Consider the following 24,303-nt stretch of genomic DNA (forward strand, 5'->3'; position numbering starts at 1 on the left):
AAGCCCCTTTGCCAGCCGTATGTAGAAAGACCGTCAATGAGCCAACAGCTTCAGAGATACCATCTTGTTGCAGATTATCGTAGCCAAGACTGAATCTGAAATCATGGAATAATCCCCTATTTGTAGGAGCATTTTCTTTTTTTGATGTATATTTGTACGTTGTAGATATGACTTGTTGCATTGTAACTCTTAATGATGTGGTGTCTTTAAAGTTACTAAAAAGCAAACATATCTACAACTTTTAATAGGATTAAGAAAGAAGAAGACAGTTGAAATAAAAAAGAGATTACCACCAAATTTGACGAAGAACCAAAAAAAGTATATTAAGCCTGTTATTGGCATGTTTCCTGCAAATCAATCTGGCTTTTGCACAGAATGTAATGAAGGGTGTCGTTAGCGATGCCAATGGTCCTCTTGTCGGAGTGGTGATCCACGATAAAGACAATGCAAAAGGTACTACCTCCGATATGTCGGGAAAGTATGCGCTCAATGGCGCTGAATCAGGCCATACAATAGAATTCCGTTATCTTGGTTATGTGACCGAGACTGTGGTGTGGGATGGTAAGAGTGTAGTAAATATAAAACTTAAAGAGGATGCTGTACAACTTGAAGAGACAGTTGTTATCGGCTATGGATCTGTAAAAAAGAAAGATCTTACAGGTGCGGTCGGTGTAATCAACAGTTCGCTTATCGAGAAACAGAGCACGTCTCAACTTTCACAATCTTTGCAAGGACTGATTCCGGGACTGACGGTTACCCGTTCGAGCAGTATGCCGGGAGCGAGTGCTACGGTTCAGGTGCGTGGTGTGACAACAATGTCTGATTCGAGTCCGCTTATCCTTGTCGATGGTATGATGGTCAGTAGCCTCGACAATATAGCAAGCGAAGACGTACAGCAGATTACTGTACTTAAAGATGCAGCTTCTGCATCCATCTATGGTGCCCGTGCTGCTGCCGGTGTTATCTTGATAACGACTAAGGAGGCAACCGAGGGACAGCTTTCGATCGGTTATAACGGAGAGATTTCGTTGTCTTCTCCTACCGAATTTCCGAAATTCCTGACAGACCCTTATCACTACATGACAATGTACAATGAATGGTCGTGGAACGATGCCGGTAATCCTGCGGGAGGCGAATTTGCCAACTATTCACAGGACTACATCGACAACTATGCTACCAACAACAGATATGATCCCATTCAATATCCTATCTATGATTGGAAAGACGCTATTCTTTCGAATACCGCTATGCGCCATAAGCACAACTTGACCATGACGTATGGCAACAAGGTAATCAAGAGCCACACTTCCGCTACCTACGAAAATGCCGACGCTATCTATAAAGGTTCAAACCACGAAAGAATCTCTATCCGTTCGCGTAATAATCTCAAGATTAGTGATAAGCTCTCCGGTTCTATCGATTTCTCGGTACGTTATGCCACGAAAAATGACCCGACTTCCGGTAGTCCGATTCGTGCAGCTTATATGTATCCTTCCATTTATTTGGGACTTTATCCGGATGGCCGTGTTGGTCCCGGTAAAGACGGCAGTCTTAGCAATACGCTTGCCGCCTTATTGGAAGGCGGAGAGAAGAAGACCGTATCCAACACAATGACCGGTAAATTCTCGTTGAGCTATAAGCCCATAAAAGATTTGACCCTTACTGCCAATCTGACTCCTACCGTCGGAACTGTTTCGATCAAGGAGATGAAGAAAGCCATACCTGTTTACGATGCATACGAAACCGATGTTATGCTGGGATATGTTTCTGGATATACTTCCAATTCGCTAAGTGAAGAACGCCGTAACATCAAATCATTGGAGAAACAATTCATCGCTACATACGACAAGACCTTCAGCAAGGTACATAACTTCAATGCCATGGTCGGTTATGAAGATTATAGTTATACGTATGAAACGATGTCGGGATCGACCAACGATATGTCTTTGTCTTCTTTCCCTTATCTTGATTTGGCGAACAAGAATGCCCTTGCCGTAGCCGGTAATTCTTATCAGAATGCATACCGTTCATTTTTTGGCCGTGTCATGTATAATTACGACAGCCGTTACTACCTCCAGCTCAATGCTCGTGAAGACGGATCTTCACGTTTTCACAAGGATCACCGTTGGGGATTCTTCCCGTCCGCATCGGTGGGTTGGGTCATCTCTAACGAGAAGTTCATGCAAAACATAACCCCGATAAACTATCTGAAGTTCCGTGCCTCTATCGGTACGCTCGGTAACGAGCGGATTGGAAATTATCCTTATCAGACATACATTTCGTTCAATAATGCCATTATGTATGACAGTGCAGGTTCTACGCCCCAATCTTCGATGTCTGCCGCTCAACAGGATTATGCGTATGAGAATATCCATTGGGAGAAAACACAGAGCTGGGATATAGGTGTGGATGCCGCTTTCTTTAACAATCGTCTTGACTTTAGCGCAGACTATTATTATAAGAAGACAACAGATATGCTCTTGTCAGTGGCAATCCCGTCGTTTACAGGTTATTCGGCACCTGACAGGAATGTAGGTAAAATGCATACCCGCGGTTGGGAAGTGAAACTCGGCTGGTCTGACCGTATCGGAGATGTAAATTATGCGGTAAGTTTTAATATCTCTGATTACAAGTCTATAATAGATAATCTTAATGGCAAGCAGCAGTTTAACAGCGATGGTACCATTATTACTGAAGGTGCAGAATATAACTCCTGGTACGGATATAAGACTGCAGGTTTGTTCCAGACCGCAGAGGAAGTCAGTGAAAGCGCTCTGCTTTCGGCTTCTACCAAACCGGGTGATGTGAAATATGTAGATGTCAGCGGTCCGGACGGCACTCCTGACGGAATTATCAATGAGACATACGACCGCGTAGTGCTTGGCAGCTCATTGCCACACTATCTATATGGAGGTTCTATTAGTTTGGGCTGGAAAGGTCTCTCTTTCTCCCTACTCTTCAATGGTGTCGGGAAACAACTTTCACGCCTCACCGAGAGTATGATTCGCCCCATGCAGGGACAATGGCTTCCGGCTCCGTCAGTCCTTCTGAACGACAATGGCAGCCGTAATTATTGGAGTGTATATAACACTGCAGAGCAGAACGCGGCAGCCAGCTATCCCCGTTTGAGCCATCAGGGCGGTGAATACAACAACTACAAAATGTCGGATTACTGGCTCAAGAGTAGTGCCTATATGCGTATAAAGAATATCAACGTTGGCTATACAGTTCCTAAAAAAATCGTCTCTAAAGTCGGAATCAAGGGACTTCGGGTGTACGTCAATATCGATGATCCATACTGCTTTGATAGTTATCTTTCGGGATGGGACCCTGAAGCAGGCGCTTCTACCTATATCACACGCACTTATACGTTTGGAGTGGATATCAAATTCTAATGGAGTATGAAAAAATTACATAATATGAAAAAAATACATGTATTGATTTGCATGATAGCTCTTCTATCTGTAACTTCTTGTGTGAACCTCGATCTGAATCCTCCTTCAGCCGCATCCAGTGAAAACTGGTTCTCGTCACCGGAGGAAGTTCGAATCTCGTTGAACGATTTTTATCGCAGTACTTTCTTTGTTATAGAAGAAGGTTGGACGCTGGACCGTAATACGGATGACTGGGCGCAACGAACCAACATTTATACCATTGCGGCAGGTTCACTGAATGCGTCTTCTACAAGTAATCCTAACATCAAGACTGTTTGGAGTTACACGTATAAGAACATTAGTCGTGCCAACCGGATTTTGGAGGCACTCGACAAACTTGAAGGCAAATATTCCACCACTGAACTGAATACGCTTCGTGCCGAAGCCCGTTTTTTCAGAGCGTTTGCTTATTCACGTTTGATTACTCTTTGGGGAGATGTTCCTTTCTACGTGACTTCGATTACTCCGGAGGAAGCATTTGAGATGGGGCGTACCGACAAAGCTGTCGTTCTGAAACAGATTTATGAAGATTATGACTATGCCGCAGAAAATTTGCCGGCCGCAAATAATAATAGCGGCGCCACCCGTGTGGACAAAGGAACGGCTTATGCTTACAAGGCTCGTACCGCTCTCTATCAGCACGACTATGGGACTGCCGCAAAGGCTGCGCAAGACTGTATGGATCTGGAAGTATATGACTTGGCCCCTGATTATGGAGAACTTTTCCGCGACAAGACAAGAGGAAGCAAAGAAGTTATCTTCTCTGTTGCTCACTCAAGCGATCTTGAGTTGGATGAAAACGGTAAACCTACCACACAGGCTATCGGTTCCTTTATTGCCCGTTCGGCAGGCGGTACACATAATGCACAACCTTCGTGGGAACTTCTTGCTGTCTACGAAATGACGAATGGCAAGACGATTGATGAACCGGGCAGCGGTTTTGATCCTCACGATCCATTTGCCAACCGTGATCCCCGTTGCCTGGAAACATTTGCTGCTCCCGGCAGCCGTATCTATGGTATTGAGTGGAACCCTGCGCCAAACGCACTCGAAGTAATGGACTATACGCAAAATCGTATGATTACAAACAAAGATTCCAAAGGCGGTTCGGATGCTTCCAACTGTGCTTACAATGGTTGTTGCCTGCGCAAAGGCGCGCAAGAATCATGGCGTACTACTTTGTATAACGACAACCCCGTTATTCTCATGCGTTATGCCGATGTTTTGTTGATGTATGCCGAAGCTAAGATTGAACTGGGGGAGATTGACGCTACTGTCCTTGCTTGCATCAACGATGTCCGTGCCCGTGCTTATGGCACCACCCGTACACAAACCAACGACTATCCGTCCATCACGACAACCGATCAGACGGCATTGCGCAAAGTGCTCCGCCGTGAGCGTCGTGTGGAGTTTGCATGGGAAAATCTGCGCTATTTCGACTTGCTTCGTTGGCATCAGTTTGAGAATGCTTTCGGACACAATATGTACGGATTTACCCGTACAGCCAACAGGGCAAAGGAATACTTTGCGGCAGGCAACTGGTTTTGGCCGGAGACTCCGACATTTGACAAAGACGGATTTCCTTCTTTTGAAGCGATGGCCGACGGAACCTATATCGTCCAGCATGGTGAACGTAAGTATGATGAGAAGATTTATTTATGGCCATTGCCAAGTGATGATGTATTGATAATGAATGGCAAACTTGTTCAAAATCCAGGGTACTAACTTTATTAAATAAATGATATTATGAGCATTGGAGAAATTTTATTGCGCAGTCGCTATCAACCATTGAAAAGGGTGTTGAGCTATGATGTATTCAACACCGGCTTTAACGGCTGGATGACATTGATGCCTAACTTTACGGAATATCCCGATTTTGATGTTCCCAAGACATTGGTCAATAAAGACCAGTGGCCACCGGTCATGCTTAGTTCCGCTACTTTCAGGTATCCGGGCACTCACGGAGCTATGTCCGGCACTTACTCTCTTAAACTTTCGACAAGACCTGTTGCCGCTCCTTATACGGAGATTCCGGCGGAAGGTTGTCTGGGACATGCCATTAAGCGGCTTTCGTTCTCTCGTCCGGGCTGCAAATATTTGCAGATAGAATGTTGGTTTACATACACGGCGGAACAGGATGTGGTGGATGGCGGTGACCGTCCGCAACCGGGTTTACATGAGAGTTCCATCCGCGATTTTGGTATGGGATTCGATGTACAGGAGGGTGGAAAACGTTACCATGTAGGAATTCGTTATCTCAATGCAGTAGATGGCAAATTAATGCAGAAGTGGCAGTATGAACATTCCAATGAAGACATAACCGACCGCGATTGGGCTTATGGACTTGACGGAGACTGGTGTAAGAGGGGAGTCGATCCCTGGTGGTTCGGCCGCCGTTATCCTAATGGCGACCACGATGGATTCAAGGATTTGAAAGATGGTCATCAGAAACTCATTTACAATGAGACCGACTGTAAACTCAATTGGCAATACATGCGTCTGAAACTTGACACAGAGCTTCGTGAATATGTAGAGTTCCAATGTCAGGACAGAATTTGGGATATGCGTGGCATTGCAGCTGATACCGTTGACGGATATGGACGCATCGACAATCTTATCAATCCTCTTTTCTGGGTGGGTACTGATACCAATCGTCGTGTATTCTTTTATATAGATTCTGTTGTTGTTTCACAAGAATAAAAGGAGGAATGTAATATATGAAAATGTTTAATGATTCCCATCTTGAGGTAAAGAAGTTCTTTAAAGGTACTTTCTTCACTCATCCTTACGAGGCTGGTTGGGCAGATGAGGCTATATTCTTTGTTATGGTTGAGAAAATAGAAGGAGATCCCGTATTCGAAGGTCGTGTACAACTATCGCAAGACGGTATACATTGGGCTGACGACGGTAGTGAGCCTGTAATCTTCAAAGGACTTGGCCAACATATTATAAAGGTAAATTCAAATTTTGGTAATTATATTCGTCTTGCCGTCAGCATTGAAGGCGGAGAGATGTTTTTAAATCTTCATATAGCATGCAAAGGTTAATATTTATATTTAGTCTGTTCATCCTTGCGATTGTAGGATGCAGCTCCAATGAGTCTCACTCATTTTTGATTCGTCCGGATGGAGGTGGGGAAGATGCTGCCACTGAAATAGAGGTAGGTAAAACGATTCCTGCCTGGCAGGAGGGTGTGATGGATATTCATTTCATCAATACGACTACCGGTGAAAGCATGTTTGTAATATTCCCGGATGGTACGCAAATGCTTATTGATGCCGCAAGTTCGAGTGTTACAACCAACTCTAATAGTAATACGACCAATACCGGTATCCGTAGTCGTTGGGATCCGACTCTGACTTCTACCCGTGGTTCGCAGATTATAACTGATTACATTCGTAAGTGTATGGTATGGACAGGTAACAGTACGATTGATTATGCCGTACTTACCCACTTCCATAATGACCACTTCGGCGGTTATACTTCTTCCTTGCCAAAATCAGCTAATTCCAATACTTATTCGTTGATAGGTTTTGCCGAGATTTTCGACAATTTCAAGATTGGTACGCTTCTTGATCGTGGCTATCCCGATTATAACTATCCGTTCGACATGGCGACAATGGCAGACAATGCTCCAAGTTGTAATAACTATATCAATGCAGTGAAATGGCATGTCGCCAATCAAAAGTTCGATGCTGCGATATTCAAAGCAGGGGCGAATAATCAGATCGTTCAGAAGTATAATCCTGCAAAGTATCCTACTGCAAAGGTGCAAAACGTGGCAGTGAATGGAGAGATCTGGACAGGTTCGGGCACTACCACAAAGAAGACATTCCCTGAACTCTCGGAGATTACATACGAAAACAGTAAGAACATTACCTCCAGTGACAATTGTCCGCCGGAGAATATAACCAGTTGTGTGATGAAAGTTTCGTATGGCAACTTTGATTTCTTTGCCGGTGGTGACCTTCAGTATAACGGACGTTCGAGTCATGCGTGGAAAGATGCCGAACTGCCCTGTGCAAAAGCAGTAGGTCAGGTGGAACTCTTGAAAGCTAACCATCACGGTGTAACCAACACCAATCAAGTAGATGCTCTGAAAGCACTCAATCCACAAACGATTGTTGTCAATTCGTGGGTAGATTGTCATCCCCGTACCGATATACTGAATTCGATGGAGACAACACTCCCTGCGTGTGACATGTTTATCACTAACTTCTGGCAAGGCGATCGCCCCAGCGGAGTAGACGACCGGGTTACGGCGGAAGAGGCTGCGAGAGTAAAGGGATATGATGGACATATTGTAGTTCGTGTGACCGATGGGGGAAACAAATATAGAGTTGTGACAATCACAGATTCTGACGGGGCAATGACTGTTAAGACTATTTCCGGTCCATATACAAGCAGATAATGAATACAAAATATTATGATGTAATAGTAGCAGGTGCAGGTCCTGCCGGGATATGTGCGGCTGTAGCCGCCGCCCGGCAAGGAGCACGTGTTGCTCTTATCGAAAGATACGGAGTCATCGGAGGTAACCTGACCGCCGGGTATGTCGGCCCTATTCTCGGTAGTGTAAGCAAGAACACGATTGACTGTACCGGTGATGCCATAGTATCTTTTCTTGCCGGTGCAAAAATAGAAAAAGGACGTGCTGACGGACTCATGCAGCCTGTAACCCTTGAATACACTATTGACGGCGTAGATGAATCGAAAGGAATTATCTGTATTGGAGATGTAGACAATGTCCAATTGAATGGCGAGTGTTTTCTTGATTGGTGTAAAAAGAAAGCCGATGAGGGCAAACTTCCCCGGATGCTTGCTGCCGTGCGTTTGCATCCATCGGTCAGACCGGGTTGCCGTCAGGTAAATACGACACAAGTCAATAGGGTGGATATAACTTCGGTAAGCTCTATTTTCACCGCCGATCTTGAACTTAGGCAACAGATACGCCTCCTGACTCAATTCTTGAAAGAAAATTTGCCGGGTTACGAAAATTGTAGAGTGATCGGAAGCGGTACAACAACCGGAGTGCGCGAAAGCCGCAGGGTGATGGGCGACTATGTGATCGATGCCGATGAAATGGCAGAAGGCTGCCGTTTTGCCGATGTGGTGGTACATAAAGCATTGTTCATTGTCGATATACATAATCCTGACGGAGCCGGACAGGCGGAACCGACCATACAATATTGCAAACCATACGATTTGCCGTATCGTTGTTTTCTCCCGTTGGGCTTGGAAGGGCTTTTGGTGGCGGGACGGTGCATATCGGGTACTCACAGAGCTCACGCTTCCTATCGTGTCATGAGTATTTGCATGGCGATGGGAGAGGCTGTTGGCATTGCCGCTGCCATGAGTGCGTCGCAGCATTGTACTCCGCGGGCTCTCGATGTAGGAGAGTTGCAGAAACGGCTTGAGTCGTTAGGCATAGAGCTGTTCGATTAACGTAGAACATAATCATACTTTAAATTTATAGAGCATACTTATGAAAAAGATCTATTTGTCTGTCGTGTGCTTACTGATCTCTATTCCCCTTATCGCCCAGTTGTATGTAGAGCCGGAGAAAGAGGTAGAGTGCTCTGTCTTCCTGGCAAAGGAAGGACGGGGGCGGGCACAGCAAGGACTTGAAATATGGGATGATTACATATTCTCGTGCGAGGATGGAGGACACGTGAATATCTATGATTTCAAAAGTGCCGATCCGAAACCTGTGGCAGGCTTTGAGTTGGCGTCCTCCCATCCGGACAACCATGTAAATAATGTATGCTTTGGCGTCGAGACAAAACGCGGAGCATCGTTTCCTCTCTTGTATATCACAAACGGGAAGGTAGGAAGCGAGTTGGAATGGTTGTGTTTTGTGGAGAGCATCACCCGTCGTGGAAAACGTTTTAGCAGCGAAATCGCACAGACAATTGAACTCGATGGCTCGAAGTGGGCGGAGAAAGGGTATGTCTCCATCTTTGGAGCGCCAAGCTGGCTGGTCGATCGGGAACGGGGCTTTATATGGATATTCTCGGCGCGTAAACGTACTGTGGCGAAGGTGACAAAGCATGCATGGGAAAACCAGTATGTCGCCACCAAATTCCGCATACCATCGTTGAGTGAGGGTGCAAAGGTGCGCCTCGACGAAAATGACATTCTCGATCAGGTGGTGTTCCCCTATGAGGTATGGTTCACACAAGCGGGCTGTATGCATGATGGTAAAATCTATTTTTGCTTCGGAGTTGGGAAACAGGATGACAGCCGTCCTTCCTGCATCCGGGTGTACGATACGGATAGGCGGACAATTACTGCCCGGTACAATGTGCAGGAACAGGTTATTTACGAACCGGAAGATATTGTGGTTAAAGACGGGGTTATGTATGTCAATACCAATACGAATGCGAAAAAGACGTCTGATCTTCCTTGCATATTCAAACTCTCTCTTCCGAAAGAAAAGCCGGTGCCCGAAAATCCTCTCGACGAGATACGCAGGGATCCGGAACGTGCGGGCGGCGTGTATTATGTGACCGATCTTTCACATCCGGTTACGCCGGCGCCCAAAGGATATACGCCTTTCTATATAAACGGCTATTTCCGGCACGGAGCGCGTCAGATAGACGATGAGGTGACTTATCCTACCATATACGGCGTATTGGAGAAAGCTCATGCCACAAACAATCTTACCGATTTTGGGAAAGCCCTGTACGAACGTCTTGAACCGTTCAAGAAAAATGTGTTTTACAAAGAAGGCGATCTGACACAAATCGGTTATCGTCAGACAAGGGAGATAGGCGGGAGGATGGTACAAAACTATCCGGAAGTATTTGAAGGCCATCCCTATTTGAAGACTAACGCAACGAATGTGCTTCGGGTGGCGGCCACCATGCAATCTGTAAATTCGGGTATTTTGTCGCTACGTCCCGGGCTTGAGTGGGCGGAGATAGACAATTCCCGTTCGTTCCTTACCACACTGAATCCATACGGTAACGTATGTCCCGACAGAAGTCCGCTTGATAAATATATACTTGGTAAGGAAAACAGTTGGTATAAAAAATATCGTTCATATATAGATGAAAAGTTGGATGTGGATGCTTTTTTTACAAGGCTGTTTATAGATGTTACACAAGTAGAAAGTGAGTATGACAAGTACGACCTGATCCATCGTTTCTGGTTAATGGCATCGCTGATGCAATGCCTCGACCGCCAAGTGCCTATATGGGATATTTTTACAGAAGAGGAAATATTGGCTTGGGCAGAAATCGAGAACTATAAGTATTTTGCGCAGAAAGGTCCTGAACCGGTATCTCACGGGCGTAGTTGGGGACTTGCATCCCGCACGTTACGCCATTTGTTAGACGAATCTGCTGAAGATCTGGTTCGTAAGCGTCATGGTATCAATCTCAACTTCGGACACGATGGCGTTCTGATGGCTATCTTGACAAATCTGCAAGCCGGAACGTGGGCGCGGGAGGCTAGTAATTCCAAAGAAGCGTTGCAGAGTTGGAAGTATTGGGATATTCCGATGGGGGCGAACCTTCAGATGATCTTTTACCAATCAAAAGACAATCCGGACGTTTTAGTTAAGTTTATGCTGAATGAAAAAGACCTCCGGTTGCCGTTGGAAGTGGTTGAAGCATCTTATTACAAATGGAATGAGGTTTATAAATTCTATATAGAACATTGCGACAAGGTGGAAAAATCACTTGCCGAAACATTGAAATTATCGTATGAAGACTTTTAATTATAATCGTGCTGAAATAAAGGCCGGAATAGTACATTTCGGTGTTGGAAACTTCCATCGTGCACATCTCGAAGCTTACACAAATTTATTACTTGAAGATCCGTCACAAAGATGCTGGGGGGTATTCGGAGCCATGATTATGCCTACGGACGGGGTCTTGTTCAACGCCCTCAAGAAAGACGACGGCATATATCAGTTGACGACATGCAGCCCTTCCGGCGAACAGGATAGTATGCTGATTGGTTCGCTTGTAGAACTGGCATGGGGGGAAATAGACAGTGAGCCTATCATCGCTAAAATAGCATCGGAGGAGATAAAAATCATCTCTCTCACCATTACCGAAGGGGGATATAAGGTTGATTTTAACCAATCGCGCAGTGTGTTCTGGTATGTAGCCGAAGGACTTAAACGCCGGATGGAGAAAGATTTGCCGATTACGATTCTTTCGTGTGACAACATGCAGATGAACGGCAATGTCGCCAAATGTGCGTTTATGTCATACTTCGAAGCGAAATATCCCGAGGTGGCAGCGTGGGCGAAAAAGAAAGTGACGTTCCCGAATTCGATGGTGGATCGAATCACTCCCGTAACAAAACCGGGTAAGGTTACAGATGTGTGTTGTGAAGACTTTATACAATGGGTGATTGAAGATAATTTCATTGCAGGCCGTCCTGTATGGGAGAAGGTGGGAGTTACATTCACCCATGATGTGACCCCGTATGAAATCATGAAATTAAGTCTTCTCAATGCGTCACATACTCTTCTTTCTTATCCTGCCTATATGGAAGGATTCAGGAAGGTCGATGCTGTAATGGCAGACGAGAGGTATCGTGCGATGATAAAGCTGTTTATGAACAGGGACGTTACTCCTTATGTTCCGGTTCCCGAGGGCGTTGACCTTGAAGCGTATAAAGACCAGCTTATCGAACGATTTTCAAACAAGGCGATCAGCGATCAGGTATCACGGCTTTGCGGCGATGGTATTGCTAAGTTTGCGGTTTATGTGGTACCCATACTCAAACAGATGTTGCAGGATGGAAAGGATATTTCGATAGAGGCTTTCCTGATAGCTGTTTATTGCAAATACCTGATAGGTGCGCGCACCGAGTCCGGTGAAAATATAGCTATCTCCGAACCTCACATCACCCCGGCGGACAGGAAGTTGATTTCGGGAGGATCGCCGGCCGAGTTCTTGAAAATATCACCTTTTGTGTCATTGGGACTGGACAAATATCCTGTGTTTATGGAAAAGTATGAGCAGTTTTATGCTATGCAGGTAGCGGAAGGGTTGAAGGTCTTATTACAGTAAACAACTAAAAAATACAAGGCAATGAAGAAGTTTTTCATAACGGTTGTTCTGTCGCTTTCGTGCGTATTGTCGGTTTCGGCACAAAAACAGACGGAGGCGTCAACGCTTAACCTGATAGGTAAGCCGTTTGAATCGACTCCCAATCCGTATCATAGAGTCGATACATTGGTTTATAAAGGTTTTAACAGGACGGAGAACCGACAACTCCGTTGCTCTGCCGGTATGGCTGTGTTGTTTAAAACGAACACGCGTAATATACAGATTACGACAAAGTGGGGATATGTATATTCGAGCCATTCAACCATGCCGATCTCTTATAAAGGATATGATCTTTATATCAAAAATGCAAACGGTCAATGGCAGTATGCGGCAAGCGGTTCATTGAAAGCGTATAAGGGCGAGAAAACCGAGACATTCACGCTCATTGAGAATATGGATGGTACGATGCACGAATGTATGATGTATATGCCGATGTATTCGGAGGTCATTTCTTGTAAGATAGGGATAGATGACGATGCTGTTATCGAACCGTTGAAGTCCGATTTTCGTCACAGGATAGCGGTATATGGCTCTTCGTTTACGCAGGGAGTGAGCACGGATCGATCCGGTATGAGTTATCCCATGCAATTTATGCGTAATACGGGTCTTCAAGTCGTGTCGCTCGCAACAAGCGGACGTTGTCTGATGCAGCCTTACATGCTCGACGTTCTTGCGGAAGTCAAGGCTGATGCCTTTATATTCGATACTTTTTCAAATCCTGACGCAGAACTGATAAGAGAGCGCCTGATGCCGTTTATCGATCGGCTTATAGCGGCACATCCGGCTACTCCGTTGATATTTCAGCGTACTATCTATCGTGAACGACGTTCATTCGATACAGTTCTTGATGCGAAAGAACGGGCTAAGGCGGCAACCGTAGAGGAGTTGTTTGCGAAAATCCTCACGACCCCGAAATATAAAGACGTTTATCTGATTACGCCTGATGCTTCCGATGCCCATGAGACATCGGTCGACGGAACTCATCCAAGTAGTTATGGATATGCACTTTGGGCGAAGTCAATAGAGACTCCGGTAATAGAAATTTTAAGTAAATATGGTATAAAATGAGACAAGCGGTATTAGTAGAACCAAAACATATTGAATTTCGTGAAGTTGAGGCGCCTAAGGCGTCGGACCTGAAAGAACATCAGGTGCTTCTGAATATTAAGAGAATTGGTATTTGTGGAAGTGAGATACATTCTTATCACGGATGTCATCCGGCAACTTTCTATCCGGTAGTTCAGGGGCATGAATATTCGGCAGTGGTGGTTGCTACGGGGGCGGCGGTTACGATCTGTAAGGCGGGTGACGTTGTCACCGCACGTCCGCAACTCGCGTGTGGGAAGTGCAAGCCTTGTCAGCGGGGAGAGTATAATATTTGTGAAGAGCTAAGAGTGCAAGCTTTTCAGGCAAATGGAGCTGCGCAAGACTTTTTTGTGGTTGATGATGACAGGGTTGCGTTGTTGCCTGAAGGTATGTCACTTGATTATGGGGCTATGATAGAACCGGTGGCAGTAGCTGCGCATGCAACCATGCGTGGCGGGGACTTGAAAGGTAAGAATGTGGTTGTATCGGGTGCCGGAACAATCGGTAACCTCGTGGCGCAGTTCGCTAAGGCAAGAGGAGCCAAACGGGTTCTTATTACCGATGTGAGTGATTTCAGACTTGAAATCGCTCGTAAATGTGGTATAGTAGATACGCTCAATGTAGCTAAGACGCCGCTCAAAGAAGGAGCGAAGAGGCTTTTCGGGGATGAAGATTTTCAAGCTGCGTTTGAGGTTGCCGGAGTTGAGTCGAGTATTCGTTCGCTTATGGAGTGTATCGAAAAAGGGAGTACCATCGTTGTAGTGGCGGTATTTGGCAAGGATCCGTCGCTTGATATGTTCTATTTGGGAGAGCACGAACTGAAGGTGAACGGAACGATGATGTATCGCCATGAAGATTATCTTACGGCTATCGATCAGGTATGTTCGGGAGCCATCCGTCTCGAACCGCTTATTTCGAATCATTTTCCGTTCGAACAGTATGACAAGGCATATAAATTTATAGACGAGAATAGTGCAACATCCATGAAAATAATTATTAAACTATAAAACCATGAAAATAATAGGTATAGGAGAAGTTGTTTGGGATTGCTTCCCGGAAGGTAAGAGACTTGGCGGAGCGCCTATCAATTTCTGTTTTTTTGCGAAGGAATTGGGAGCAGAATCATATCCCGTTACGGCAATAGGTGGCGACGAACTCGGTGATGAAACATTTACGGTGCTTAAAGAGACCGGACTTGATTTAGGATATATTTCCCGTAATATTTTGCCGACAGGTAAAGTGCTTGTGTCGTTGAATGAGGCCGGTGTACCGCAATATGAGATTGTTGAGAATGTTGCTTGGGATGCTATCGAGTGTAGTCCTGCGACCATGAAACTTGTCAGCGATGCAGATGCTGTTTGTTGGGGCTCTTTGGCACAACGAAGTGAAAAGTCACGTGCTGCAATCTTGAGACTCATAGATGCCGTGCCGGATACCTCTTTGAAGGTGTTTGATATTAATATCAGGCAACATTTTTATTCGACAGACTTGATTGTGGAATCCTTGCAAAAAGCAAATGTGCTCAAATTGAATGAAGACGAATTGCCGTTATTGATTTCTCTTCTTTCCCTTTCTACTGATTTTGTGGAAGCTATCGCAGAACTCATTGCTCGTTTCTCGCTCAAATATGTTATATTCACACAGGGGGCAGTACGTAGTGGCATATATGATGCAAGTGGGGAAATTTCATCCATAGATACACCTAAAGTCGAGGTGGCTGATACTGTAGGTGCAGGCGACTCGTTTACTGCTACCTTTGTTGTGAACATACTTAGAGGGGTGTCGGTTGCTGAATCACACCGCAAAGCGGTAGATGTATCGGCATATACTTGTACACAAAGGGGGGCTATTAATCCGTTGCCGGATAGTAAAAAGTAATATTGGGTACTCCACATAAGGAAGTTTCGTACTTGGTTTGAATGATTCTTCAAACCAAGCGTGATGAATATGTCTTGTTTTTATTAAATGCGGTTTAATCTCATTAATTAACCGCAAAATTTGCGGCTTATCATACCTCTTTTAACCGCATTTTTATAGATAACTCCAATTTAATAGTTATTTTTGCAGAAATAACTGATGGTATGTTTATCCATGAAATAGAAAATTGGAGTTCATTCAGATGGAACGCTGAAAGATTGTCAGATGCGATAGCCCTGACAAACAGGGCTATCGGATATCTTGTTGGAAGGTTAAGTACAATTGGATTTGATAGTCAGATGATCGCTACGGTGGAAGCTGTGACGCATGATGTTGTTGCATCTTCAGAAATTGAAGGAGTAACTTTGAATACAGCAGAGGTACGTTCTTCCGTTGCCCGAAAATTAGGTGTGACTGTACCCGATGTGAAAGAACCGACGCATTATATTGATGGAATGGTCGAGATGATGCTTGATGCTATAATGAATTACGAAACTCCGTTAACACATGATAGATTATTCGGATGGCATTCCGCACTTTTCCCAACAGGTAAAAGTGGCTTTTCTGATATTTTAGTGGGAAGTTATCGTACTGAAGCTATGGAGGTTGTTTCCGGTACATTTGGGCGGGAAAGAATACATTATCGTGCTCCCGGGCCGGAACGTGTATATGACGAAATGGATAAATTTCTTTTATGGTTGAATGCCCCCAATATAGCTCCGTCATTATTAAAGTCTGCAATTGCTCATTTCTGGTTTGTATGTATCCATCCGTTTGACGATGGGAATGGTCGTATTGCGAGAGCTATATCAGATATGGTATTATCCCAGACAGATCGCAGTAAATTGCGATTCTTTAGTATGTCTATGCAGATTAATAAGGAAAAGAAGGCTTATTATCGTATGCTGGAACAGGCTCAACGTGGAAATGGTGATATTACAGAATGGTTAGAATGGTATCTGGCTTGTCTTAAACGGGCTATTGATGAATCCAATGGCTTGTTAAGCGGCATATTGAATAAAGCGATTTTTTGGAAAACTCATTCGGGGGGCATTATAACTGAAAGACAACGAATGATCCTCAATATATATCTGAATGGCTATGAAGGAAAACTTACTGCAAAAAATTGGAGCAAGTTGGCCGAAGTTTCATTAGATACAGCTACCAGGGATGTGAAGGATTTAGTGGCAAAGGGAATTCTTTCGCCTATACAGGGGCGTGTCAGGGATGTATCATACACATTAAATTATGTAGAATCAGATACCCGAGTAGCTGACTTTACTGATTCTGTACTGATAAATCGTGATGGAAATGATTATATATCTTCTATGTATAAGAAGCAAAAAACTGTAGAGGAAAGAATTTCTCCATTGGATAAAATGCGTTTTGAACAAAAGGAGATGTCAATCGACGATTTGGTATATAAGTATTTTGCATATCTCATTGGATAATAATTTGTGAAATAAAGAAACCCATGTTGAAAATATTAGTAACCTACGCCGTACAAGGCGAATTTGTAGAACTTAAATGGCCGGATATAGAACCTTACTACGTTCGTACAGGTATTGGTAAAGTTAAATCAGCCTTTCATTTGGCAGAGGCAATCCGTCAGGTACAACCGGACTTGGTGCTCAATATCGGAAGTGCTGGAACAGTCAATCATCAGGTAGGAGATATTTTTGTATGTCGCAAGTTCATAGACCGTGATATGCAGAAAATGAAAGAGTTCGGATTGGAGTGTGAGATCGATTCATCAGCTCTGCTCGAAGAAAAAGGTTATTGCACGCATTGGACGGAACATGGAATCTGCAATACAGGAGATGGCTTCCTTACCGAGTTGACTCACGTTAGCGGAGATGTTGTAGATATGGAAGCATACGCACAAGCATTTGTCTGCCGTTCAAAAGAAATACTGTTTATTTCTGTGAAATACGTGACTGACATAATTGGCCAAAACTCCGTGAAACATTGGGAAGATAAACTTGCCGATGCACGGCAGGGACTATCGTATTACCTTAATGTCTTGAAAGAAAGAATATGATAAGTGACTCCTGCGGCTATCAATCCCAGGAGAATCTTTACCCATATAAAAGGAATCAGGAAGAAAATGCAATAAAGCATCGTTCCCCACATTAATACGAGAGAAATTATTTTGGCACGGAGAGGAATCGCCTTGTTTTCGCGGAAATTGCGGATATAAGGACCGAAGTGCCGATGGTTGAGCAGCCAGTTATATAATCGGGGCGACCCTTTGAAATAAAGGGCAGCGGTGAGCAATAGAAAAGGGGTAGTGGGCAGTAGCGGCAGAAAGATGCCGAGAATGCCGAGCGCAAGGGAAATACTACCTAAAACAATATATAGAGTTTTCATGCGGCAAAGATAGTGCAAAAAAAGGGAAAAATAACACTCTTTGCTGGATGAAAACTCTATTTTATATTACCTTTGCCGTTGCATCGAGGTGACATTAGATGCGTGTAACTATTAAAATACATACACTCATGTTTACAGTAATCAAACGCATGGAGATCTCGGCTTCTCATAAGCTGGTACTCCCGTATCGCAGTAAATGCGCCAGTTTACACGGTCACAACTGGATTATCACCGTCTATTGCCGTTCCGCGCGGCTCAACTCCGAAGGAATGGTGGTAGATTTCACCCGCATCAAAGAAGTGGTCACGGAGAAACTCGACCATCAAAATCTGAACGAAGTACTCCCATTTAATCCCACAGCGGAGAATATCGCCCGGTGGGTATGCAAACAGATTCCTCAATGCTATAAAGTAGAAGTGCAGGAATCGGAAGGAAACATAGTCATCTACGAGAAAGATTCCGGCAGCACAGAAGGACAAGAATAGCAAACCAAACAAATTTTGATGATGAGAAAGATTAATGAAATCTTTTACAGCTTGCAGGGCGAAGGCTACCATACCGGAACTCCGGCCATCTTCGTCCGTTTTTCCGGCTGCAACCTGAAATGTGACTTTTGCGACACACAACACGAAGAAGGAAAAATGATGACCGACGATGAAATAATCGCCGAAGTGAAAAAATATCCTGCCGTCACCGTTGTCCTTACGGGCGGCGAACCTTCCTTATGGGTAGACGATGAATTGATCGACCGTTTGCACCAAGCAGGCAAATATGTGACCATCGAAACCAACGGTACACGCCCCCTGCCGGTAGCTATCGACTGGGTGACCTGCTCCCCCAAACAAGGGGTGAAACTTGCCATCGACCGGATGGATGAAGTGAAAGTGGTCTATGAAGGACAAGATATAAGTATTTTTGAACTCCTTCCGGCCGAACATTTTTTCCTCCAGCCTTGTTCTTGTAATAACACTGCTTCAACAGTGGACTGTGTAATGCGACATCCCAAATGGAGACTCAGCCTGCAAACACACAAATTAATCGACATCCGTTGAACAAAATAGACGGGTGATGCGGAAGAAGCTTAAATTATTACAAAATATAGTATGAAAGTAGGTTTGTTTATTCCTTGTTATATCAATGCTATTTACCCCAATGTGGGAGTGGCATCGTATAAACTATTGAAAAGTTTGGGAGTAGACGTCGATTATCCGTTGGATCAGACTTGTTGCGGACAACCGATGGCAAATGCCGGTTTTGAAGATGAATCTATGAAATTGGCACTCCGTTTTGACGATCTGTTCCGTGAATACGATTACATCGTCGGCCCTTCCGCCAGTTGTGTGGCATTTGTGAAAGAGAATCATCCGGGCATTCTGGAGAAAGAAGGACATGTTTGTCAGAGTGCGGGAAAGATTTATGATATTTGTGAGTTCATTCACGATGTCTTGAAACCTTCCAAAATTCCTGCACGCTTTCCTCATAAAGTCAGTATTCACAATAGCTGTCATGGGGTGCGCGAACTGTTGATTTCCGCTCCCACCGAACTGAATATCCCTTATTACAATAAATTGCGTGACCTGCTCAATCTGGTAGAAGGCATCGAAGTATTCGAGCCCAGCCATATTGACGAGTGTTGCGGCTTTGGCGGAATGTTTGCGGTGGAAGAGCAGGCAGTCTCCGTCTGCATGGGGCGTGATAAGGTAAAAGATCATATCGCTACCGGAGCCGAGTATATTGTCGGAGCGGACAGTTCCTGCCTGATGCACATGCAAGGTGTCATCAAACGGGAGCATCTGCCTATTCAGATTATCCATATTGTAGAAATTCTAGCGTCGCAATCATGAGTACAAAACATTCAAAGGCTGCCGAAAAGTTCTTGCAGGACAGCAAGATGGCAGCATGGCATAACGAAACCCTTTGGATGGTCCGTGCCAAAAGGGACAAGATGAGCAAGGAAGTTCCCGAATGGGAAGAGTTGCGCAACAAGGCTTGCGAGTTGAAACTATACTCCAACAGCCACCTCGAAGAACTTCTGCTGGAGTTTGAGAAGAATGCTACCGCCAACGGCGCCATCGTACATTGGGCAAAAGATGCCGATGAATACTGCGCCATCGTCTACGAGATACTGAATGAGCATAACGTCCACCATTTCATCAAGAGCAAATCCATGCTCGCCGAAGAGTGTGGCTTGAATCCTTTCCTGATGGAGCGTGGCATCGATGTCGTAGAGTCCGATTTGGGCGAACGCATCCTGCAATTGATGCATCTCGAACCGAGCCACATCGTACTGCCCGCCATTCACATCAAACGGGAACAGGTAGGCGAACTATTCGAAAAGGAGATGGGCACGGAAAAGGGAAACTTTGATCCTACCTACCTGACTCATGCCGCACGTAAGAACCTGCGTCATCTCTTCCTCAATGCCGAAGCCGCCATGACAGGCGCCAACTTTGCCGTCGCTTCAACCGGTGACATTGTGGTCTGTACCAATGAAGGAAATGCCGATATGGGTACTTCCTACCCGAAACTGAACATTGCCGCTTTCGGTATGGAAAAGATCGTCCCGGATCTGGACGCATTGGGTGTGTTCACCCGATTACTCGCCCGTTCGGCCACCGGACAACCGGTGACAACATATACCTCTCATTACCGCCGTCCCCGTGAAGGCGGTGAATATCATATTATCATCGTAGACAACGGCCGGAGTGCCTTACTGTCCAAGCCCGATCATATCAAGACATTGAACTGTATTCGTTGCGGTGCGTGCATGAATACCTGCCCGGTGTACCGCCGGAGTGGAGGTTACTCTTATACATACTTCATCCCCGGACCTATTGGCATCAACTTGGGTATGGCCCATGCTCCGGAGAAGTATTATGATAATCTTTCAGCCTGTTCTCTGTGTATGTCCTGTTCCGATGTCTGTCCGGTGAAAGTAGATTTGGCAGAACAGATTTACAAATGGCGTCAGGATTTGGACGGATTGGGGAAAGCCAATACGGGAAAGAAGATCATGTCCGGCGGTATGAAGTTCCTGATGGAGCGTCCGGCATTGTTCAACGCAGCCTTGTGGGCAGCCCCGGTGGTAAATGGCCTGCCCCGTTTCATGAAATACAACGATCTCGACGATTGGGGAAAGGGGCGTGAACTGCCGGAATTTGCCAGCGAGTCGTTCAATGAAATGTGGAAGAAAAACAAAGTACAAGGAAAGGAGGAATCCAAATGAGCAGCAGAGAAGATATATTAGCCAGCATCCGCCAGCATACGCAGACCCGTTATGATAAACCGGATATTGCGGATATGAAACGATTGTCATATCCTGATAAGATAGAACAGTTCTGTGCAATCAGCCGTGCAGTGGGTGGTACAGCAGTTGTATTGGGTGAAGGGGAAGATGTGAATACAGTCATAAGACGGACTTACCCGGATGCTATGCGCATTGCTTCCGTATTGCCGGATATTTCCTGTGCTACGTTCAATCCCGATAATTTGGATGATCCGAAAGAGTTGGACGGCACAGATGTTGCCGTAGTGAAAGGAGAAATCGGAGTAGCCGAAAACGGAGCCATCTGGATACCGCAGACGGTAAAATATAAAGCGATCTATTTTATCTCGGAGAAGTTGGTCATTCTGCTCGACCGGAATAAAATTGTAGATACCATGTATGACGCCTACCGCGAACTGGACGGACAGGAATATCAGTTCGGAACGTTCATCTCCGGTCCGTCAAAGACTGCTGATATTGAGCAGGCTTTAGTGATGGGAGCGCATGGGGCACGGGACGTGTTAGTGATATTAACCTAATGTTTCCGTGTTGATTATTCTAAAATAAATTTGGTTTCAAAACAATGGAGTTTTATATTTGTTAGTACAAACGAAATGGAGACTCCGTTGACGCTGTAAAAACAGAGGCTCTATTGATAAGAAATAGAGCCTTTGTTTCATATAAACAGAGCTTCCGTTTGATGTAAATAGAGGCTCTGTTTGGATAAAGTCCGGCTTCCATCGGATGTAATAGAGTCTTTGGGAGAATATAGTCGAATCTCCTTTGATGTAAATAGGATATCTGTTTCTGTTTGTCCATAGTAGATAAATGAATTTGTAGGATAAAAGTAGTAAAACGTTTAATTATAAATTATATGTATGCCAATAAAGTAAAGAAAATAGCCGCCGTCCATGACCTTTCGGGAATGGGGCGCGTATCTCTGACCGTCGTCATTCCTATTCTTTCATCCATGGGTTTTCAGGTCTGTCCGCTTCCTACGGCTGTATTATCCAATCATACGCAATATCCCGGTTTCTCCTTCCTCGACCTGACGGACGAAATGCCGAAGATTATTGCCCAATGGAAGAAACTGGAGGTAGAGTTCGACGCTATCTATACCGGATACTTGGGTTCTCCGAGACAAATTCAGATTGTTTCTGATTTTATCAGGGATTTTCGCCGACCGGACAGTTTGATCGTTGCCGATCCGGTGTTGGGAGATAACGGACGGTTGTACACCAACTTTGATGGAGAGATGATAAAAGAGATGCGCCACCTGATTACTAAAGCAGATGTGATTACCCCCAATCTGACGGAACTGTTTTATTTGTTGGATAAACCCTATAAAGCAGATAACACGGATGAAGAGCTGAAAGAATATCTTCGTCTTTTGTCCGACAAAGGTCCGCAAGTGGTTATCATCACCAGTGTTCCTGTACATGATGAGCCTCATAAAACGTCTGTCTATGCTTATAACCGTCAGGGAAACCGCTACTGGAAAGTGACCTGCCCTTATCTGCCTGCACATTATCCCGGCACGGGAGATACTTTCACCAGTGTCATCACCGGCTCTTTGATGCAGGGAGACAGTCTGCCGATGGCGTTGGACCGTGCCACACAGTTTATCCTGCAAGGTATTCGTGCCACTTTCGGGTATGAATATGACAACCGCGAGGGTATCCTGTTGGAGAAAGTGCTTCATAATTTGGATATGCCAATACAGATGGCTAGTTATGAATTAATATAAAAGATAAAGAGTCTCCACAGCTAAGAAAAAAAGTCACACTGTAAAGATAAAGAATAAGGGCTGACTAAAAAGGACGGAATTGGTATAACCATCCCATCTGCGCATGTACGTAAGTAGGGATGAAAAACAATTTCCCAGTCTTTTTAGTCAGTCCTTTTTAACGTTTACAAGCTTTTGTGTTTCAAATATTTCCATTAATTTTACCGGCATTTAGAAAATGGAATAATTATATCTAACTAATGACTCAAACACTGAAAACATCCGAACGTCTGGGAGTAGTGGATGCTCTGCGCGGATTTGCCCTTTTGGCAATTGTATTATTACATAATCTGGAGCATTATAATCTGTTCTTAGTACCGGAGAATGTGCCTGCATGGTTACAGACAATTGATAAATATGCATGGGACATCCTGTTTTTCCTGTTTGCGGGAAAGGCGTATGCTACTTTCTCTTTGTTGTTTGGTTTTAGTTTTTACATTCAGTTTCACAATGCAGAGAAACGTGGTATAGACTTCCGCGGACGATTTGCCTGGCGGATGTGTTTGCTTTTCCTGTTTGCGCAGTTGCATGCCCTGTTCTATAACGGGGATATTCTTTTACTCTATGCGGTAGTGGGTTTTGCATTGATACCCGTGTGTAAGTTAAAGGACAAAACGGTCTTTTGGATTGCCCTGATTCTGCTTCTTCAGCCTTATGAGTGGGGACGTGCCATTTATGCGATGATAAATCCCGACTACGTAGTAGCAACCGGTCATTTTATGCCTTATGCTATGCGTGCACAGGAGGCAACTGCCAATGGTAACTTCTTCGAAGTACTCTGTTCCAACATCTCCGACGGACAATTATACAGCAATATCTGGCAAGTGGAAAATGGTCGTTTGTTTCAGACGGCTGCCCTGTTCATGTTCGGAATGTTACTGGGGCGCCGGAAATATTTAATAAAGAGCGAAGAATCCGTACGCTTTTGGAAGAAGATGTTGAAAGGTGCTGTCCTTGCATTCATTCCTCTCTATTGCCTCAAAACCTTTGTGCCGGACTTGCTCACCAATCCGTCCGTACAAATTCCTTATAAGATTGCCGTTCCGTCTTATGCCAATTTTGCGTTTATGATTATCCTAGTTTCTATCTTCACCTTGCTTTGGTTTAAGAAAGAAAAAGGATATGGCTGGCAAAGTCTGTTGATTCCTTACGGGCGTATGAGCCTGACAAACTACATCTCTCAATCTATCATGGGAGTTATTATCTATTATGGATTCGGATTAGCCATGTACAAATACGCCGGAGCAACGGCAAGCCTGCTTATCGCACTGCTTATCTTCACTGTTCAGCTGATATTCAGCCGTTGGTGGCTTGCCCGTCATAAACAGGGACCACTCGAATTCTTATGGCGTAAGGGTACTTGGATTTAGTGAC

21 protein-coding genes and 1 pseudogene are annotated in these 24,303 nt (G+C 44.7%); 20 read left to right on the plus strand and 2 right to left on the minus strand.

Annotated elements, in window-relative coordinates; genetic code table 11:
• Positions 1-181, minus strand: a pseudogene (locus HMPREF9010_RS26640) (ISL3 family transposase); the annotation flags it as partial.
• Positions 182-335: 154 nt separating this feature from the next.
• On the opposite strand from HMPREF9010_RS26640, the gene HMPREF9010_RS03310 reads away from it, so the two are divergent.
• The 13 genes from HMPREF9010_RS03310 to HMPREF9010_RS03250 all read left to right on the plus strand — a co-directional run bounded on the left by HMPREF9010_RS03310 (position 336) and on the right by HMPREF9010_RS03250 (position 17,549).
• Entirely contained in the window at positions 336-3,395 is a 3,060-nt protein-coding gene (locus tag HMPREF9010_RS03310; protein ID WP_008651150.1) for a SusC/RagA family TonB-linked outer membrane protein, read from the plus strand.
• A gap of 24 nt (positions 3,396-3,419) precedes the next feature.
• Complete coding sequence (locus HMPREF9010_RS03305; protein WP_004313404.1) at positions 3,420-5,159, plus strand: RagB/SusD family nutrient uptake outer membrane protein; 1,740 nt, start codon at positions 3,420-3,422, stop codon at positions 5,157-5,159.
• 21 nt (positions 5,160-5,180) lie between these two features.
• The gene (locus HMPREF9010_RS03300) at positions 5,181-6,134 is read left to right on the plus strand and encodes a DUF6772 family protein (protein ID WP_008651152.1); all 954 of its coding nucleotides are present in this window, start codon (positions 5,181-5,183) and stop codon (positions 6,132-6,134) included.
• 17 nt (positions 6,135-6,151) lie between these two features.
• Entirely contained in the window at positions 6,152-6,481 is a 330-nt protein-coding gene (locus HMPREF9010_RS03295) for a hypothetical protein (protein WP_004304776.1), read from the plus strand.
• Positions 6,469-7,845: a ComEC/Rec2 family competence protein gene (locus tag HMPREF9010_RS03290; protein WP_022199511.1), complete on the plus strand. Its 1,377-nt coding sequence runs from the start codon at positions 6,469-6,471 to the stop codon at positions 7,843-7,845. Before HMPREF9010_RS03295 ends, HMPREF9010_RS03290 begins: the two co-directional genes overlap by 13 nt.
• The gene (locus HMPREF9010_RS03285; RefSeq protein ID WP_008651156.1) at positions 7,845-8,879 is read left to right on the plus strand and encodes an FAD-dependent oxidoreductase; all 1,035 of its coding nucleotides are present in this window, start codon (positions 7,845-7,847) and stop codon (positions 8,877-8,879) included. Before HMPREF9010_RS03290 ends, HMPREF9010_RS03285 begins: the two co-directional genes overlap by 1 nt.
• Positions 8,880-8,919: 40 nt before the next feature.
• A complete protein-coding gene (locus HMPREF9010_RS03280) occupies positions 8,920-11,157 on the plus strand; it encodes a histidine phosphatase family protein (protein ID WP_008651157.1) in 2,238 nt (745 codons plus the stop codon).
• Entirely contained in the window at positions 11,144-12,466 is a 1,323-nt protein-coding gene (locus tag HMPREF9010_RS03275) for a mannitol dehydrogenase family protein (protein ID WP_008651158.1), read from the plus strand. Before HMPREF9010_RS03280 ends, HMPREF9010_RS03275 begins: the two co-directional genes overlap by 14 nt.
• 21 nt (positions 12,467-12,487) lie before the next feature.
• A complete protein-coding gene (locus HMPREF9010_RS03270) occupies positions 12,488-13,573 on the plus strand; it encodes an SGNH/GDSL hydrolase family protein (protein WP_008651160.1) in 1,086 nt (361 codons plus the stop codon).
• Complete coding sequence (locus HMPREF9010_RS03265; protein ID WP_008651161.1) at positions 13,570-14,598, plus strand: zinc-dependent alcohol dehydrogenase; 1,029 nt, start codon at positions 13,570-13,572, stop codon at positions 14,596-14,598. The genes HMPREF9010_RS03270 and HMPREF9010_RS03265 overlap by 4 nt, the downstream gene beginning before the upstream one ends.
• Before the next feature lie 4 nt (positions 14,599-14,602).
• Positions 14,603-15,469: a carbohydrate kinase family protein gene (locus HMPREF9010_RS03260; RefSeq protein WP_008651163.1), complete on the plus strand. Its 867-nt coding sequence runs from the start codon at positions 14,603-14,605 to the stop codon at positions 15,467-15,469.
• Between the two features lie 203 nt (positions 15,470-15,672).
• Positions 15,673-16,959 carry a Fic family protein gene (locus HMPREF9010_RS03255; protein ID WP_008651164.1) on the plus strand — a complete coding sequence of 429 codons (1,287 nt, stop codon included), beginning with the start codon at positions 15,673-15,675 and terminating at the stop codon, positions 16,957-16,959.
• Positions 16,960-16,982: 23 nt separating this feature from the next.
• Entirely contained in the window at positions 16,983-17,549 is a 567-nt protein-coding gene (locus HMPREF9010_RS03250) for an MTA/SAH nucleosidase (protein ID WP_008651165.1), read from the plus strand.
• Here the strand turns inward: HMPREF9010_RS03250 and HMPREF9010_RS03245 are convergent.
• Positions 17,519-17,878, minus strand: coding sequence for a YbaN family protein (locus HMPREF9010_RS03245; protein WP_008651167.1), 360 nt, complete (start codon positions 17,876-17,878; stop codon positions 17,519-17,521). The two genes, HMPREF9010_RS03250 and HMPREF9010_RS03245, sit on opposite strands and share 31 nt — an antisense overlap.
• A gap of 128 nt (positions 17,879-18,006) precedes the next feature.
• Here HMPREF9010_RS03245 and HMPREF9010_RS03240 point away from each other — a divergent pair, with 128 nt between their 5' ends.
• The 7 genes from HMPREF9010_RS03240 to HMPREF9010_RS03210 all read left to right on the plus strand — a co-directional run bounded on the left by HMPREF9010_RS03240 (position 18,007) and on the right by HMPREF9010_RS03210 (position 24,299).
• Positions 18,007-18,363 carry a 6-pyruvoyl trahydropterin synthase family protein gene (locus HMPREF9010_RS03240; RefSeq protein WP_032852905.1) on the plus strand — a complete coding sequence of 119 codons (357 nt, stop codon included), beginning with the start codon at positions 18,007-18,009 and terminating at the stop codon, positions 18,361-18,363.
• 21 nt (positions 18,364-18,384) lie between these two features.
• Positions 18,385-18,930: a 7-carboxy-7-deazaguanine synthase QueE gene (locus tag HMPREF9010_RS03235; RefSeq protein WP_032852954.1), complete on the plus strand. Its 546-nt coding sequence runs from the start codon at positions 18,385-18,387 to the stop codon at positions 18,928-18,930.
• A gap of 51 nt (positions 18,931-18,981) precedes the next feature.
• Positions 18,982-19,722, plus strand: a complete 741-nt coding sequence (locus HMPREF9010_RS03230) for a (Fe-S)-binding protein (protein ID WP_008651172.1) — start codon at positions 18,982-18,984, stop codon at positions 19,720-19,722.
• Entirely contained in the window at positions 19,719-21,104 is a 1,386-nt protein-coding gene (locus HMPREF9010_RS03225; protein ID WP_004304790.1) for a lactate utilization protein B, read from the plus strand. The genes HMPREF9010_RS03230 and HMPREF9010_RS03225 overlap by 4 nt, the downstream gene beginning before the upstream one ends.
• A complete protein-coding gene (locus HMPREF9010_RS03220; protein ID WP_008021058.1) occupies positions 21,101-21,682 on the plus strand; it encodes a lactate utilization protein C in 582 nt (193 codons plus the stop codon). The genes HMPREF9010_RS03225 and HMPREF9010_RS03220 overlap by 4 nt, the downstream gene beginning before the upstream one ends.
• A 335-nt stretch (positions 21,683-22,017) precedes the next feature.
• Positions 22,018-22,890 carry a pyridoxamine kinase gene (locus HMPREF9010_RS03215; protein ID WP_004304792.1) on the plus strand — a complete coding sequence of 291 codons (873 nt, stop codon included), beginning with the start codon at positions 22,018-22,020 and terminating at the stop codon, positions 22,888-22,890.
• A 239-nt stretch (positions 22,891-23,129) separates the two neighbouring features.
• Complete coding sequence (locus HMPREF9010_RS03210; RefSeq protein ID WP_008651178.1) at positions 23,130-24,299, plus strand: DUF418 domain-containing protein; 1,170 nt, start codon at positions 23,130-23,132, stop codon at positions 24,297-24,299.
• Positions 24,300-24,303 lie beyond the last annotated feature (4 nt).

This window comes from Bacteroides sp. 3_1_23 (assembly GCF_000162555.1).
GTDB classification, from domain to species: domain Bacteria; phylum Bacteroidota; class Bacteroidia; order Bacteroidales; family Bacteroidaceae; genus Bacteroides; species Bacteroides ovatus.